We start from the raw sequence: 15,614 nt of genomic DNA on the forward strand, positions 1-15,614 counted from the left end.
GCGCCTTCGGCGCGTGCGCTTCGACGGCTCGGAAGCGAGACGGGCCGCGAACTCTAGGGCTCGGTCTCGCTTCGCTCGGAAGACATCATCGTGCCTAGTGGGGGTGTCGGTGGCTGGGCTTGCGACTTTGGTGTTGTGCTTCGGCTGTTGTGGGGTGGGCGGGTCGTGAGGGCTGGTGGTGGAGTTTTGCGGTGCTCGGAGGGGTGCATGGTGCCGAGTGGGCGTGTTGGTAGCTGAGTTTGTGACTTTGGTGTTGTGCTTCGGCTGTTGTGGGGTGGGCGGGTCGTGAGGGCTGGTGCTGGGTTTTGCTGTGCTCGGAGGTGTCATCGTGCCGAGGGGGTGGTGCGAATGCTTCTGACCTCGGAGGCGTTGGGTGTGAGTCGACCATGAACGTCGGTCGTCGGAATCGATCTGCCGTGGTTGTGTGAGCGCCCGGGGGTGGTGGCGGGTACTTCGGGCTTGTTGGGACTCGAATGTGGTCGTCGGCCTCTGTCCGTCGTGGTGGTCTGGGCGAGGGGCCGGGTCGCGGGCTTCGGACTAGTGGGACGCAGCGGCTGGTGGTAGGACTCCGTGTCTTGGGGCTAGCGCGGGTGATGGGCTTGCCGCGTCGTGCGGCGGTAGGTCGCGGCTGGTGGAGGGTGCTGGGGATCGGCTGGTGTGGCGCGAATAGAGTTGGGGCGTGTCCTTGTCCCATACGGAAACTGCACCGCATGCCCATTCGCTGAGTGGTTCGCGTCCTGGCGCGGATGGTGAGGCGGGGTTCCCGTTCTCGGCGGTAGTGGGGCAGGAGCGGCTGCAGTTGGCGTTGATCCTGTGTGCGGTGCATCCCGGGATCGGTGGGGTGCTGGTGCGCGGGGAGAAGGGCACCGCGAAATCGACAGTGGTGCGGGCGCTTGCGCAGCTGCTGCCGCCGGTGGTCGATGAGACGGGGGCGCGGCCGGCTCGGCTCGTGGAGCTGCCGGTCGGCGCTACCGAGGACCGAGTGGTCGGTTCGCTGGATCTGGAGCGGGTGCTGCGGGACGGGGAACAGGCATTCCGGCCGGGTTTGCTGGCGGCTGCCCATCATGGCGTGCTCTACGTCGACGAGGTGAACCTGCTGCACGACCATCTGGTGGACGTGCTGCTCGATGCGGCGGCGATGGGGCGGGTGCATATCGAGCGCGATGGCGTTTCGCATTCGCACCCGGCGCGGTTCGTGCTCGTGGGAACCATGAATCCGGAGGAAGGCGAGCTACGTCCGCAGCTGCTGGACCGGTTCGGGCTGACCGTCGATGTCGCCGCCTCCCGAGAGGTGGATGTGCGGATGGCCGTGGTCCGGCGCAGGCTGGATTACGAGGCGGACCCCGCCGGGTTCGCGGCGAGCTACGCTGCCGCCGACCGGGATATCGCCGAACGGATTCTCACCGCCCGCGATCGCGTCGCAGGCGTAACGCTCGACAATGTCGAGTTGCGCCGAATCGCCGCGCTGTGTGCGTCTTTCGATGTGGACGGGATGCGCGCGGACCTGGTGGTCGCCAGGACCGCGACGGCGCACGCGGCTTGGCGTGGCGCCGACACTGTGAGCGAAGAAGACGTACGTGTCGCCGCGGAGCTGGCCCTGCCGCACCGCCGACGGCGCGATCCGTTCGACGAGCCGGGCATCAGCGAAGAACAGCTCGACGACGCGATGCGCGACGCCGGCGAGGAAGCGGCGCGCGCCGAGCAGCCGGGTAGCGAAAACGCCACGGAGCAAGACGAATTCGGGACCGACCAGGCGCAGGATCAGCATTCTCCGGACCCGAGCCGCGAGGACGATTTCGGTCCTGATACCGAGGGACCGGATTCACCGGACGACGGACCCGACGGCGGCCCGGATTCCCCGGACCGCGGACCCGGCGGCGGGCAGTCGTCCGCCGCTCGCGAAGGCCGAACCGGTGCTCCCGCTTCGTCGGTCGTGGCTCCGCCGCGCTGGGAAGTCCCCGGCGTCGGCGAGGGCGCCGCGGGCCGCCGCTCCCGTGCGCAGACCAGGCAGGGCCGTGCCGTCCGCTCCAGCACGGATACCTCCGCCGGACTGCATCTGCTCGGCACCGTTTTCGCGGCCGCCCCGCACCAGCACGCCCGCGGCCGCGGCGACGGCCCGCTGATGCTGGCGGCCGAGGATCTGCGCGGCGCGTATCGCGAAGGGCGCGAAGGCAATCTGGTCGTCTTCGTGGTCGACGCCTCCGGATCGATGGCGGCAAGGGATCGGCTTTCCGCGGTCACCGGCGCTGTCGTCGCCCTGCTGCGCGATGCCTATCAGCGCCGAGACAAGGTCGCCGTGATCACCGTGCGCGGGCAGCAAGCCGAACTCGTGCTGCCGCCGACTTCCTCGGTCGATATCGCGGTCCGCCGTCTGTCCGGCATGCGTACCGGCGGCAAAACCCCGCTCGCCGCAGGCCTGTTGAAGGCCCGCGAGGTGGTGCACCGCGAACGAGTCCGCGACCCTCGCCGTCGCCCCATGCTCGTGCTCCTCACCGACGGCCGCGCCACCGGCGGCGCCGATCCGGTGCCCCGCGCCCGCGCGGCGGCCGACATGCTGGCCCACGAAGCGGTGACCTCGATCGTCGTCGACTGCGAACGCGGCATGATCCGCCTCGGCCTCGCCGCCGACCTGGCCCGCAGCCTGCGCGCCGGCTACCTGCGACTCAGCGAGCTGACCGGTGATTCGGTAGCCGACGTCGTCCGCGCGGGCTCGGGTCGTTTCGGTGCGCACCCGGCAATGCGAGCCGCTTGATCGTGGCGGCGCAACCGACTGTCGGCGATAGCCGACGCCGCCTGCACCGGTTTCGGCCGTCGGGGCGGGCATACCGCGCCGCGAGTTGCCTCAGCGCGCCGCCACCCCGACCGTCGATATCGTCGGTACCCGATCCAGCCACCTCGGCCCGTGCACGGCGCTACGAGCTGATCGTGGTGGCACCTCTGTCTTCCCCAGAACCCGCGGCGGCTCGAGGTATGGCGCGGCAGGCTGACCGTCGGCACTGTTCGGCACGGCGTAGATCGACAGGCGATGGTGTCCGCATGAGTGTGGGCACGCTGATCAATGGACTACCAAGGAGTTTCGATGCCTAAGGGTGTGCCGGAGACTGTTCCGGATGATGGGCTGACCACGCGGCAGCGGCGCAATCAGCCGGTGCTCGCGGTACACACCGGGCCGGGCAAGGGGAAGTCGACCGCGGCGTTCGGGATGGCGTTGCGTGCCTGGAACCAGGGATTCGATGTGGCGGTGTTCCAGTTCGTGAAGAGCGCCAAGTGGAAGGTCGGCGAGGAAGCCGCTTTTCGTACGCTCGGCCGGCTGCACGAGGAGACCGGCGCCGGTGGTGCGGTCGAATGGCACAAGATGGGGGAAGGCTGGTCGTGGACCCGCAAGCCGGGCAGCGACGAAGACCACGCCGCCGCCGCGCTGGCGGGCTGGCGGGAGATCGCCCGCAGACTCGAAGCCGAGCAGCACCGCTTCTACGTCCTCGACGAATTCACCTACCCGCTGAAGTGGGGTTGGGTCGACACCGACGAGGTCGTCGAGACACTCCGAAACCGACCGGGCAACCAACATGTCGTGATCACCGGCCGTGACGCCCCTGCGGCCCTCATCGACGCCGCCGATCTCGTCACCGAAATGACGAAAGTCAAACACCCCATGGACACGGGCCGGAAAGGCCAACGAGGCATCGAATGGTGACCCTCGCTTCGACGAGTGGGACATGGCTGCGGCGAACGCCGGGAAGCCCGCTCCGCCATGTACCGCTCGCCGACCGGCAGTGCGTGTGCCCAATGTCGGCGGCCGATGTTGCGGGATGGCGGAGCGGATGCGGATCCCGAGGGGAGCGGACTCGGTGAGCATTCCTGCCGTGGTGATTGCCGCGCCTGCGTCGGGAAGTGGGAAGACCACGGTGGCGACGGGGTTGATCGGGGCGTTGCGGCGGGCGGGGCATCGGGTTGCGCCGTTCAAGGTCGGGCCCGACTACATCGATCCCGGATATCACGGACTTGCCGCGGGGCGGCCGGGGCGCAACCTCGATCCGGTGCTGGTCGGCATGGAACGTGTCGTGCCGCTGTATCGGCACGGCGCGCAGGGGTGTGACCTCGCGGTGGTCGAGGGTGTGATGGGGCTGTTCGACGGCCGCATCGACGAAAACCAGTCCGGGCCCATCGCCGAGGGATCCACCGCGCAGGTTGCCGGATTACTCGGCGCACCAGTTATTTTGGTGGTCGACGCCCGCGGCCACAGCCAGAGTATTGCCGCGCTGTTGCACGGGTTCGCCACCTTCGACAGTACGATCAGGCTCGGCGGCGTGATCCTCAATCGCGTCGGCAGCGAACGCCACGATCAAGTGCTGCGCGCGGCCTGCGACCGCGTCGGGCTTCCGGTCCTCGGCTCACTCCCACGAATGTCCGAGCTGGAAGTCCCTTCCCGCCACCTCGGTCTCATCCCCGCGGTCGAACACGGAGCCGCCGCCACTGCCGCGGTCGACGCGATGACGGATCTCGTCGCCGCCCACGTCGATCTGCGCGCCATCGCGGGTCTTGCCCATGCGACGGCCGCAAGTCCGATCTGGGATCCGGAAGTGGAGCTGGGCGCGCATTCGGCCGAGCCGCCTGCTGCGAGCGTGACATGGGATCCGACGGTCGGAGCGCGTAGGCCCGCTCCCGCCTCGTCGACGCACACCGGTGCGTTGGCGGGTGCACGCTCCGATGCTGGAGCTGAGGCAATGCCGCCGAGCGCGGAAGGGCTGACCGGTGACAGCCGGTCCGTTGCGCGGCCAACCTCGAAAGGCGTTCCGCACGGAACGCGCATCATCGGGCGGGAGACCGCGCCGTCGACCGTCGAGGCGCTTCTCCACAGCGGCACAGACTTTGGTCGTGTCGACGAAACTCTCACTGAGAAGGCAAGATTCGCGCCGGTGATCGCTATCGCCGGCGGGCCCGCGTTCACCTTCGGGTACGCCGAGCACCGTGAGCTGCTGATCGCGGCGGGGGCACAAGTGGTTGTTTTCGACCCGATGCACGACGAACTTCCCGTCGGCACTGCAGGTCTGGTATTGCCGGGCGGGTTCCCGGAGGAACACGCCGCAGACCTGGCTGCCAATACTCGTCTGCTCACGCTGGTGGCCCAGCAGGCCGAGCGTGGGATGCCGGTGCACGCCGAATGCGCCGGCCTGCTGTATCTCACCCGATCGCTCGACGGCCACACGATGGCAGGCGTTGTCGACGCGACCGCGGAATTCGGACCACGTCTGACTCTCGGCTATCGAGATGCGGTGGCGCTCACCGATTCTCCGCTCTGGCGAGCGGGCGAGCGGGTGCGCGGCCACGAATTCCACCGGACGCGACTCGTCACCACCGGCGCCGACACCTCGGCATGGGGTTGGCACGCCGGCGGCGACCGAATCCGCGAAGGCGCACTCGTCCACCGCGTGCACGCCTCCTACCTGCACACCCACCCGGCCGGAAATCCGCAAGCTGTCGCTCGTTTCGTGGCCGCCGCTGCCGACTATGCACCCACCCGTGCCACCACGTGAGTTCGCCGTCGGCCTCGGCTTCCGCCCGGGAACTTCGACCGAGCGAATCCTCTCCGTCATCCGAGAAGCGCTGGGCGACAAACCTATCCGCTGCCTGGCGACCCTCGACCGCCGCGCCGCCGAGCCCGGCATCCGCGCCGCGGCAGCCCACCTCGCGATTCCGGTCCGCGCCTACACCAACGCCGAACTGGCCGAAATCCGTGTCCCCAATCCGTCGACCCGGACCGACACCCTCCTCGGCATTCCGAGCGTTGCCGAGGCTGCCGCGATCCTGGCAGCCAACGGCCCACTCACTATCCCCAAGCGCACGATCGACCACATCGTGATCGCCGCCGCACTCCATCGGCCTGCCCGCATCGAATCAGCCTGCTCCCCAACACTTCACGACGACAACTGAGCAGACGGCGGTCAGTGGGACGGCTCCGGGCAAATCGGCGTGCCCGCACCCGGTGCGTATCACGGCGCTACCGAGCCCCAGTCGGCGAAGCCGGTCGGGTCGTGGCGGCCGAGGCTGGCGTGTTCGAACAGGCCCCATCCTTCGGCGTCGCCGCACCGGGCGTGGGCGACGTGGTCGATGACGCCGAAGGGGACTCGGCTCGCGATGGCGGGATCGGTGAGGTCGTAGCTGCTGCTGGAGGACCAGTCGCGGCCCATCCAGCGGCCGTGCAGCCAATCGGGGTCGCCGCCGTAGCCGCAGCCGACATGCAGGGCGACATTGGTGACGGTCTTGATTTCGACCTCGAGCGGTTTGCCGTCCGGTGTCGTGAGTTCCAGCCGTGCGCCGACGGGATGCCTTGTGCCGGAACGGTAGTCGATATGGATCCGCGGCCAGCCCAGCTGTTCGGTGCGGCCGTCGGGGAAGACGCGGACCGCGTCGTTGAGAGTGCGGGTGCCGTCCGGTTCCTCCTGCACGATGACCACGATGGCGAAGTCGTCGAAGCGAATCGGCACATACATCCACCAGAAGCCACCCGAGGGCTCGGCGGCGGCGCGGCCGGGCGGTTCGGGCTCGCCGACCGGTCGGATACCCCAGGAACGATCCCTGGTGCCCATCCAGATGTCCGGGTCGACGGTGAAATCCTTGCCGTCGACGTGCAGCGTGCCCGCCCAGGAGCCGACCTGCGCGAAGCGGCTCGCCTGGATGATCGGCCGGTTGCCGTTGAGGATCAGGTGCGGCTGCTCCTGGACTGTCGGGAACGAGCCTTCCCAGGTGAGGTCGAATCCGAGGTCGTCGTGTTCGCAGATCACCCGGATCCGTTGCAATGGTTCCAGCACCTCGATGCGGTAGCCGCCCACCTGCTGGTCCAGGCTGCGATCGCCGAGCGCATCGGAGAAGCGGACCGAACGCTGGGTGTCGCCGCGCCGGACGGCGGCGTAGGCGTCGGTCACGCCGAGATTCGGGTACACGCCGAAGCCGGTGACGAAGAACGTGCCCCCGTCGCGGTCATGGCCGTTGAAATAGCTTCTGTCGTAGAAGTTCCGGTCGCTGCTGGCCACTCGGGCCAGGGACAGGTGGGTCTGATGGATCGGGTATTCGTCCAAGGGCACAGGCATTGCTGGTCTCAATCCCACTCGTAGGTTCCGTCGAGCAGCGCCTCCAGGCTCGCTCGGTGCATCACGTAGTCGTCGCGGTCGGGGGTGTCGGTGTCCTCGCCGAAATGGATCATCCGGCGCTTGACCCTGGCCATCACGATGGCGTGGCGCAGCGCGGCGTAGATGATGTAGAAGTCGAGATCGCGGACCGTATATCCGGTGATCTCTTCATATTCGGCGACGATGTCGTCGCGGCGCAGGAAGTCGGCGAGGCCCGGCTGATCGAAGCGGGTGGCGATGTCCTGGAAGAAGCGGTGGATGAAGATGAGCCAGGCGATATCCAGCTCGCGGGGACCCAGGCCGGCCATCTCCCAGTCCAGCACACCGACCGGTTCGAATCCGTTGTAGAGGATGTTGCCCGGTCGCGAGTCACCCCAGGCGAGGACATCGGGCCCCGGATCGGCGGGCCAGTGCGCGTCGAGCCAGTCGAAGGCGCGCTCGATGATCGGGATCGGGTACCCGTCGTCGGCCAGCGCCCACCGATACCACTTGCGATGCCACTCGACATGCCTGCGCAGCGCCTGGCCGGGGCCGTCGAGCATCGGAAACCGGGTGGCCGGATCCGGGATCGCGTGGATTTTGGCGATGACCTCCACCGTGCCGGCGGTGAGCTGGGCGCGCTCTTCGGGGCTCGCATCGAACAGCCAGCCGATGAACACATACGGCGGATTGTCCGCGGGCACCCGTCCGTCGATTCGCTTCATTACGAAAAACTTGGTGCCGAGCACCTTTTCGTCGGTTTCCAGCCAGCACAGTTCGGGCACCGGCACGTCGGAGGCTTCGGCGACGCCCGCCATGATCTTGTATTGCGTTTCCAGATCATAGTTTTCGAACACGGGGAACGATTCGGCTTCCGGCGTCATCCGCGCCACGAACGATCCGGCCTCGTGCCTGCCGTCCACGCTCCATTCGGCGTCGAACAGCACCGTCGGGCTCGACATCCCGGCGCCCTGCGGACGCGACAGCGCCGAGATCTTCGGCGGGTGGTCAGCGGAGACCTTCGAATCCAGCCACCGGGACAAATCCTCGGCGAGGGCGTCGAGATCGCGGTCGCTGACAGTCAGCTGTCGTCGCGCGGTGGGATCGGGATCTTCGGCCATATTTCATCCTCCTGCACCATGAACCTTCGGCCAAAATGTAACGCGTTCTAGTTGCGTATGGCCAGGAAAACAGCAAGAAAATGTAACCCGCTCACTGGGTGGCATCGAGGGTTGACAGTACCGGGGTACTCATCCTTCGGGCTAGATCTCATACCCCGGAGGTAGGGGAGGAAATCGGGGACTTCCTGGAAGCGGACAGCCTCTCCGCCTCGATATGTTGCCCTCTTGTGGAGTCATCGACAGGCAGTGAGGGTTCGGTGTGAGCGCAAGCGGTGTGGACGTTCTGGAGCGAGCGGACGGCGGCACGCCGATCGTCGAAGACAGGCCCCGCTGGACCGCGGCGACGCGGATCGCATTCCGTCTCAGCTTCGTCTACTTCGGCTTGTTCTGTGCTCTGTTCCCACAGATCCCGTTCGTTTTCACCGGCCTCTTCGCCAAGGATCTCGCCGAGGACTCGGCGATGGGACTGTGGGGTCCGCTCGGTCCGATCTTCGAGTGGACCGGACGGCTGATCTTCGGTACCGACGTTGTGCTGCACAAATATTCGGGCAGCGGCGATCAGCGGTTCATCTGGGCGTTCGTGTTCAGCCTGCTGGCTGTGGCGGTCGTGGCGACGGCGATCTGGACCGTGCTCGATCGGCATCGACCGAATTATCGGATCCTGAATGCATGGTTCCTGCTCGCGGTCAGACTGTGCTTGGGCGGGCAGCTGCTCTGGTACGGGGTGGCCAAGATGATCCCGACCCAGATGCCGGAGCCTTCCCTCGCGGCATTGCTCCAGCCCTACGGCGAGTTCAGCCCGGCGTCGGTGCTCTGGAATCAGGTCGGTTCGTCGCCGGTGTACGAAATCCTGCTCGGCTGCGCCGAAGTGCTCGGTGGCCTACTGCTGTTCCTGCCGCGGACAGCGACCCTCGGCGCGATGCTCAGTCTGGTGAGTTTGGCGCAGGTTTTCGTGCTGAACATGACCTTCGACGTTCCGGTCAAGATTCTGGCGCTGCACCTGTTGTTGCTGAGTATGGTGCTGCTCGCGCCGCAGGCCCGGCGGCTGGCCGATATGCTCCTGCTGGCGCGGCCCGCTGAACCGGCCACCCAGCCGGAGCCGTTTGCTCGCCGTCGGACGAAAATCATCGCGGTCACGGTGCAACTCGCGCTCGGGGTCTGGGCGTTGTCCGGTGCGGTGCAGGTCGGGATGAAGTCTTGGGAAAAAGATGGCGGGGGTGCGTCGAAGCCGCCGTTGTACGGAATCTGGCAGGTTTCGGAGTTCACCCAGGACGGTCAGCCGCTCCTGCCGTTGACCACGGACGAGAACCGTTGGCAGCGACTTGTTTTCGATGTCCACGGCGCGACCTACCAGCGGATGAACGGCACGCTCATGCCCGCTACCGTTGTCGTTGACCCGTCCGCGCACACGATCGTGTTGTCCGATCCGCCGCCGGAGCCGGGCGCGCAGCCGTCCCCGATCGGCACCTTCACCTTCGATCAGCCGTCCCCGGATCGGCTGAAGCTGGCGGGGCAGTTGGCCGGTCGGCCGGTGACCATCGCGCTGGAACAAGTCGATCTCGAGCAATTCCCCTTGCGTAGCCGTGGGTTCAACTGGGTGCAGGACTACCCCTACTTCCGCTGACCGGGTGCCTGCATCCCGACCGTGGTTCGGTTAACCCCCGGACAGAGACGGGGGGTCGCTCTGAGGACGACGAGTGGTCGGCGTCGATAGTTTCGACTCGTCACCATTTCGTCGTCAGACAGGGAGTCCACGTGGGTGCGGTAGTCGGTCCGGAGCGGACTTATGCTCGGGCGCTGCAGGATTCGTCCTCCCAGTCCATAAACCCGAGGTGGATCCCGCTCACACGGATCGTCTTCCGTATGTGCGTGGCCTACTTCGGGCTCTTCTGCCTGGTCTTCGCGCAGATCACCTACGTGTTCACCGGAATTGCCGGGCAATGGCTTTCGGACGAGGCGATCCGCTGGCAGTTGACGGCTGTCGAACCGATCGCCGCTTGGGTCGGCAGGCAGATGTTCGGCGTCGACGCTGTGCTACACGACTCGGGCAGCGGCGATCAAGCGATCATCTGGCTGCTGGTTTTCTGTCTGCTGGTGCTCTCCGCAGTGATCACCGCCGTCTGGACCGCACTCGACCGCCGCCGCGGCGATTACGCCGGACTCCATGCCTGGTTCGTGGTATTTATCCGGCTGTGCCTTGGCGGTCAGATGATCTTCTACGGGATGGCCAAGGTCATTCCGACACAGATGACGAGTCCGCCGCTGGCCACCTTGGTCCAGCCCTACGGCGAGTTCAGCCCGCTGTCGGTGCTGTGGATGCAGGTCGGCAGTTCCCATCCGTACGAGATTCTGCTCGGCAGCGCCGAAGTCCTCGGTGGGCTGCTGCTGTTCGTTCCGCGCACCGCGACGCTCGGTGCGATGCTGAGTCTGGTCAGTCTTGCCCAGGTTTTCGTGCTGAACATGACCTTCGACGTTCCGGTCAAGATCCTCTCGTTCCATTTGGTGCTGCTGTGCCTGGTGGTGTTGGCTCCGCAGGCGCGCAGACTGGCGAATGTCCTTGTGCTGGAACGGCCGTCCGGGCCCGCCGCCCAACCACGACTCTTTCGCACGCCGCGAGCCGAACGCGTCCTCGTTGTCGTGCAGGTCTTCCTCGGCCTCTGGGTGCTGCTCGGTTGCGTGCGCAGCGGCTGGGACGCGTGGCGCGAATATGGCGACGGGGCGCCTGAACCGGCGCTGTACGGGATCTGGAATGTCACGGAATTCGAGCTGGACGGAGTTTCGCTGCCACCATTGACTTCCGACGAAAATCGTTGGCAGCGACTCATTGTCGATATCAGCGGCGCGGCCTACCAGCGGATGGACGGCAGCAGGGTGCCCGCCGTGGCCGTTGTCGACCCGGAGGCGAGGACGATCACCCTTTCCGAACCCGCACAGGAAGCCTCGCGACAGCAGAAGCAGTTCGCCTCGTTCACCTTCGAACGGCCGGGTCCCGAGCGGCTCGTCCTGCGGGGGCAGGTGAACGACCGTCCGGTGACCGTGTCCTTGACCGAGCTGGATCTCGGCAGCTTCCCACTGCGTAGCCGCGGATTCCACTGGGTTCAGGACTACGCGTACTTCCGGTGATGACTTCGGTTGCGGTGATCGAGCCAAGCGGCCGTCGGTGCGGATCGAGCGCGCTCACCGCGCCTCGATGTCGTCGGCGACGCCGATGTCCTCGTGCCACAGTGCCGGCCGTTCGGCGATGAACGTGGTCATCATGTCGATGAGGCGCTGGTCGTCCAGGACCGTGACGTCGACCCCGTGCTCGGCGAGCCAGTCGTGGCCGCCGTAGAAGGTCTGCGCTTCCCCGACGATCACCGCACCGATGCCGAACTGGCGCACCAGCCCGCTGCAATACCAGCACGGCGACAGCGTGGTCACCATGATCGTCGAGCCGTAGTCGCGGCGGCGGCCCGCCGCGCGGAACGCATCGGTTTCGGCGTGGATGCTGGGGTCGCCGGATTGCACTCTGCGGTTGTGGCCGCGGCCGAGCAGCGTGCCGTCCGCCGCGAACAAGGCCGCGCCGATCGGAATACCGCCCTCGGACAGTCCGCGTAGCGCCTCGTCGTAGGCCACCTCGAGCAACTGTTCTGCCGGTACCTGTGTCATGGCTCCACACTGCAAGCAACGGGGCCGTGCCGCAAGATACAGATTGTCCGTGCCGTTCGTGGTGTGGATGACCACGACCGAGTGCCGTCGACTCAATGCGTCGGCCGTCGGCTCACCCGGTGTCGGGTGTCGAGTTGCCGGCCGCTTGTGCCGACCTACCCGCTCGGCCGCAGACCAATCCACCGATCAGCTCTGCCGACCGCTCCGGTAGCGCACTGCCTGGGCCGAGCTGACCATACGTCGACGCGGATCAGCGGCTGACGGTGCTCGACTGATTGCGCCAATTCGGTGCGGGAGCGAGGAATTCGCCTGCGCCGGTGCGGAATGCGTCGCGAGCCTCGGCGTCGTCGCGCAGTTGCGCCATCATCCATGCCGTCGGGTATCCCAGAAAGCCGTAGACGCCGCTGGTGCACGGAGTCGACGCCCGCGCGCAGTCCGGTTGGCCTTGCACATCATTGTGATCGGGGCCGTTGAGCGTCGCCCAAGCCTTCGGCACGTTCGTCGCGGTCGCCTCGTAGTACGCCTGATTCGACTGCAGACCGACCGCCTGCCATGGCAGCGCCTGCGTCGAGGGGGAGATGAAGCGGTCGGTCGAGCCGTTGACGAAGAACACCGAACCCGAGACGAGCTTGCGACTGTCGGCGCACGTGATCCCCGACGAGCACCACAGCTGCGCCGGTATTTCGATCGGCACCGCGGTCTTGATCGCGCCATCCGACGCCGCCATCGCGTTGAGCACGCCGCTGGCGCCTTGCGAATGGCCCATCGCGCCGGCCGCCGCTGTGTCGAGCTTTCCGAAGAAGATGCTCGCCGGATCCGCGGCGAGCCCTTTCAGATACGACAGCGAGCCGAGAATGTCGCTGCCGGAGCCGGTCTGCTGGTTCTCGGTGCCGATCACCACGAAGCCCCACGATGCCAGGTGCCGAAGCAGGTAGGCGTACTGGCTCGGTACGGCGTTGGTTCCGTCGCCCCACACCACAATCGGGTGCTTTGCGCTGCCCGCGCCGAGGTCCGTCGGGTACCAGAGGTCATATTTCGCCCCGGTGGAATCGCAGCATCCGAACCCGATTTCTTCGGTCACCGCCCACGGGCCCTGCTGAAAGTACTTCGACTCGATGCCGGGCGCAGGCACGTAGGGCTGCGAATCTGCCTGTGCGACACCCGCTGTCGTACCGACCCCGGTCAGCGTCGCCGCTACCGCCACCGCACACATCGCTCGCGCCCACTGAGTCATGGGCTCGAGTATAGGAACGACGTCGTGTCGTACTCGGTTGGCGGGCGCACGCAAATCGGTCGGCTGCGGAATCCGTTTCGACCCCGGTGGGCCAGTGCCGGACGATCCGACCGCGAGCACGGCAGTCCGCCGCCGGGACGAGGTCGTATGGCATATGCCGTGTTCCGAAGGTATGTCCGGCATACTGAGCGGCACAGTTAGCGCTTGGTTTCGCCGTTTCGTACCGATGGAGATCCATCAACTGCGGAGGTGACGACATGAGTGTGCTCGATCGTCGAGCTGTTCTAGCAGGTGCGCTGACAGCGACAACCGCCCTGATAGCCGGATGCGGTCGCGACCAACCCTCCGAGCACACCGAGACGACGCCGCCCCCTCCGCCCCCTCCGCAGACTGCGAAGGCTGCCTTCGATCGCCTGATGGCAGGCAACCGGCGGTGGGTCGACGGCAACCTGAACCACCCGGACCGAGATCCGGATCGTCGTCGATTGCTCGCCCAGAATCAGCAGCCGTACGGCGTCATATTGTCGTGCATCGATTCGCGGGTCCCGCCGGAATTGTTGTTCGATACCGGGCTCGGCGATTTATTCGTCATGCGAACCGGCGGACTCGCCGTGGGTCCGGTCGTCACCGGTTCCGTCGAATACGGCCCGATGACCAGCGGCACCCCGTTGATCGTTGTCCTCGGACACCAGCGATGCGGTGCGGTGGCCGCCGCCTATAAAGCGCTGCGCGAAGGCCCGCCACTGCCGGGCAATCTGCAGGCGATCGTGGAGGCGCTGCGCCCGGCATACGAGCGCATGGATTCGCCGGGCGCGGACCCGGTCGAGACAATGACCCGCATCCAGGTCCAGTTGACCGCCGGCGAGCTACGGGGCAACAACGACCTCGCGCCACTGGTCGACACCGACGCTCTTTCGGTTGTCGGCGCCTACTACTCGCTCGACACCGGGCAGGTCGAAGTGCTCGACGGTGCTCCGGCCTGATACCGATGACCGCGGGCCGCCGGTGATGCAGAGTTCACCACCGCCCGCGGCTTGCGGTGCAGGGTCTGACACAAAGCCCGAATATCCAGGACGTAGGCTCGAATACTGTGCCGAACACGTCAACACCCACCGATGACCAGGCGGAGCTCGATCCCGCCACCCGCCACGAAGGCGACCCGAACTACCTGGTCGGGCTTGATCTCGATGGGCGGCGTGTCGTCGTAGTCGGTGGCGGGACGGTGGCGCAGCGCAGGCTCGGGCTGTTGATCGCCTCCGGTGCGGACGTCCACGTGATCAGTCGTGAAGTCACCCCGGCAGTGGAAGGTATGGCCACCTCGGGGCAGCTCACCGTGACCCAGCGCGCGTACGCGGACGGCGATCTCGACGGCGCCTGGTACGCGATCGCCTGCACCGACGAACCAGAGACCAATGCCGCCGTAGTCGAGGAGGCCACTCGCCGCCGCATCTTCTGTGTGCGCGCCGACGTCGCGCGGCTCGGCACCGCCGTCACTCCCGCAACAGCCCGCTACGACGGACTCACCCTCGGCGTGCTGGCCGGCGGTCAGCATCGCCGCTCGGCCGCGGTGCGCACCGCGCTGCTCGAGGCGCTGCAATCCGGTGTGGTGACCGATGATTCGACGCCGGTCACCCCGGGCGTCGCGCTGGTCGGGGGCGGACCAGGCGATCCCGATCTGATCACCGTGCGCGGTCGCAGGCTGCTGGCCAGGGCGAATCTGGTGGTCGCCGATCGGCTGGCGCCGCCGGAGCTGCTCGCCGAACTCGGACCGGATGTCGAGGTGATCGACGCGGCGAAGATCCCATACGGCCGCGCGATGGCGCAGGAGGCGATCAATATGGCGCTGGTCGAGGGCGCCAAGTCGGGCAAGTTCGTGGTGCGGCTCAAGGGTGGTGACCCGTATGTGTTCGGTCGCGGCTACGAGGAAGTGGAAGCGTGTGTTGCGGCCGGGATCCCGGTCACCGTGGTGCCCGGCATCACCAGTCCCATCTCCGTTCCGGCGGCCGCGGGCATCCCGGTGACCCACCGTGGTGTCACCCATGAATTCGTCGTGGTGAGCGGGCACGTCGCACCGGACCACCCGGATTCGCTCGTCGACTGGTCCGCGCTGGCCAAGTTGCGCGGCACCCTCGTGCTGATGATGGCCGTCGAGCGGATCGAACAGTTCGCGACCGTGCTCATCGATGGCGGACGGTCCGCCGACACACCGGCGACCGTGATCCAGGAGGGCACCCTGCGCACCCAGCGCGTGCTGCGCGCGGACCTCGGCACCGTCGCCGCCCGGGTGCGCGACGAAGGCATCCGCCCGCCTGCCATCGTGGTGATCGGCCCGACGGCCGGGTTCTCCACCGATGCCATGCGCCCGCTTGCCGTATCCACGGACGGATAGGACATTTTTCACTTGCCCGCGCCGGTCGCCGCGACTCGGTCGAGTGTCACAAGTCCTCGCATGATCCGTTGTGACTCGCCCGCGCGGACTCACGTCGGCCAGAATCGATGTCGTCG

General features: G+C 66.9%; 12 protein-coding genes. 8 read left to right on the forward strand and 4 right to left on the reverse strand.

Annotated elements, in window-relative coordinates; genetic code table 11:
* Positions 1 to 721: 721 nt before the first annotated feature.
* The 4 genes from ACFU4Z_RS30265 to ACFU4Z_RS30280 all read left to right on the forward strand — a co-directional run bounded on the left by ACFU4Z_RS30265 (position 722) and on the right by ACFU4Z_RS30280 (position 5,931).
* Positions 722 to 2,752 (forward strand): magnesium chelatase subunit D family protein, encoded by a 2,031-nt coding sequence (locus tag ACFU4Z_RS30265; protein ID WP_379070055.1) that lies wholly within the window; start codon positions 722 to 724, stop codon positions 2,750 to 2,752.
* Between the two features lie 327 nt (positions 2,753 to 3,079).
* On the forward strand, positions 3,080 to 3,694 hold the full coding sequence (gene cobO / locus ACFU4Z_RS30270) for a cob(I)yrinic acid a,c-diamide adenosyltransferase (RefSeq protein WP_379069727.1): 615 nt from the start codon (positions 3,080 to 3,082) through the stop codon (positions 3,692 to 3,694).
* A gap of 127 nt (positions 3,695 to 3,821) precedes the next feature.
* Positions 3,822 to 5,534: a cobyrinate a,c-diamide synthase gene (locus tag ACFU4Z_RS30275; RefSeq protein ID WP_379069730.1), complete on the forward strand. Its 1,713-nt coding sequence runs from the start codon at positions 3,822 to 3,824 to the stop codon at positions 5,532 to 5,534.
* Positions 5,521 to 5,931, forward strand: coding sequence for a cobalamin biosynthesis protein (locus tag ACFU4Z_RS30280; protein ID WP_379069733.1), 411 nt, complete (start codon positions 5,521 to 5,523; stop codon positions 5,929 to 5,931). The genes ACFU4Z_RS30275 and ACFU4Z_RS30280 overlap by 14 nt, the downstream gene beginning before the upstream one ends.
* A 59-nt stretch (positions 5,932 to 5,990) precedes the next feature.
* On the opposite strand, the gene ACFU4Z_RS30285 is transcribed toward ACFU4Z_RS30280, so the two are convergent.
* Complete coding sequence (locus ACFU4Z_RS30285) at positions 5,991 to 7,088, reverse strand: hypothetical protein (protein ID WP_379069735.1); 1,098 nt, start codon at positions 7,086 to 7,088, stop codon at positions 5,991 to 5,993.
* Positions 7,089 to 7,096: 8 nt separating this feature from the next.
* Positions 7,097 to 8,227 (reverse strand): phosphotransferase family protein, encoded by a 1,131-nt coding sequence (locus ACFU4Z_RS30290; RefSeq protein ID WP_379069738.1) that lies wholly within the window; start codon positions 8,225 to 8,227, stop codon positions 7,097 to 7,099.
* A gap of 259 nt (positions 8,228 to 8,486) precedes the next feature.
* Between ACFU4Z_RS30290 and ACFU4Z_RS30295 the strand changes: the two genes are divergently transcribed.
* Positions 8,487 to 9,851 carry a DoxX family protein gene (locus ACFU4Z_RS30295; RefSeq protein WP_379069740.1) on the forward strand — a complete coding sequence of 455 codons (1,365 nt, stop codon included), beginning with the start codon at positions 8,487 to 8,489 and terminating at the stop codon, positions 9,849 to 9,851.
* Positions 9,852 to 10,090: 239 nt separating this feature from the next.
* Positions 10,091 to 11,350, forward strand: coding sequence for a DoxX family protein (locus tag ACFU4Z_RS30300; RefSeq protein ID WP_379069743.1), 1,260 nt, complete (start codon positions 10,091 to 10,093; stop codon positions 11,348 to 11,350).
* A 54-nt stretch (positions 11,351 to 11,404) separates the two neighbouring features.
* Here the strand turns inward: ACFU4Z_RS30300 and ACFU4Z_RS30305 are convergent, their stop codons facing one another.
* Both ACFU4Z_RS30305 and ACFU4Z_RS30310 read right to left on the reverse strand, forming a co-directional pair.
* Positions 11,405 to 11,875: a nucleoside deaminase gene (locus ACFU4Z_RS30305; protein WP_379069746.1), complete on the reverse strand. Its 471-nt coding sequence runs from the start codon at positions 11,873 to 11,875 to the stop codon at positions 11,405 to 11,407.
* A 250-nt stretch (positions 11,876 to 12,125) separates the two neighbouring features.
* Positions 12,126 to 13,109, reverse strand: a complete 984-nt coding sequence (locus ACFU4Z_RS30310; RefSeq protein ID WP_379069749.1) for a hypothetical protein — start codon at positions 13,107 to 13,109, stop codon at positions 12,126 to 12,128.
* A gap of 416 nt (positions 13,110 to 13,525) precedes the next feature.
* On the opposite strand from ACFU4Z_RS30310, the gene ACFU4Z_RS30315 reads away from it, so the two are divergent.
* On the forward strand, positions 13,526 to 14,092 hold the full coding sequence (locus tag ACFU4Z_RS30315) for a carbonic anhydrase (protein ID WP_379069751.1): 567 nt from the start codon (positions 13,526 to 13,528) through the stop codon (positions 14,090 to 14,092).
* Positions 14,093 to 14,277: 185 nt separating this feature from the next.
* Positions 14,278 to 15,498 (forward strand): uroporphyrinogen-III C-methyltransferase, encoded by a 1,221-nt coding sequence (gene cobA / locus ACFU4Z_RS30320; protein WP_379070058.1) that lies wholly within the window; start codon positions 14,278 to 14,280, stop codon positions 15,496 to 15,498.
* Positions 15,499 to 15,614: the final 116 nt, after the last annotated feature.

The organism is Nocardia sp. NPDC057440 (assembly GCF_042802915.1).
GTDB lineage: Bacteria > Actinomycetota > Actinomycetes > Mycobacteriales > Mycobacteriaceae > Nocardia.

Excerpts from the sequence above, each read along its gene's own strand:
- cobO (WP_379069727.1), top strand. The coding sequence starts at position 3,080 with ATGCCTAAGGGTGTGCCGGAGACTGTTCCGGATGATGGGCTGACCACG.
- ACFU4Z_RS30275 (WP_379069730.1), top strand. The coding sequence starts at position 3,822 with ATGCGGATCCCGAGGGGAGCGGACTCGGTGAGCATTCCTGCCGTGGTG.
- ACFU4Z_RS30285 (WP_379069735.1), bottom strand. The coding sequence starts at position 7,088 with ATGCCTGTGCCCTTGGACGAATACCCGATCCATCAGACCCACCTGTCC.
- ACFU4Z_RS30290 (WP_379069738.1), bottom strand. The coding sequence starts at position 8,227 with ATGGCCGAAGATCCCGATCCCACCGCGCGACGACAGCTGACTGTCAGC.
- ACFU4Z_RS30300 (WP_379069743.1), top strand. The coding sequence starts at position 10,091 with ATGTGCGTGGCCTACTTCGGGCTCTTCTGCCTGGTCTTCGCGCAGATC.
- ACFU4Z_RS30305 (WP_379069746.1), bottom strand. The coding sequence starts at position 11,875 with ATGACACAGGTACCGGCAGAACAGTTGCTCGAGGTGGCCTACGACGAG.
- ACFU4Z_RS30310 (WP_379069749.1), bottom strand. The coding sequence starts at position 13,109 with ATGACTCAGTGGGCGCGAGCGATGTGTGCGGTGGCGGTAGCGGCGACG.
- ACFU4Z_RS30315 (WP_379069751.1), top strand. The coding sequence starts at position 13,526 with ATGGCAGGCAACCGGCGGTGGGTCGACGGCAACCTGAACCACCCGGAC.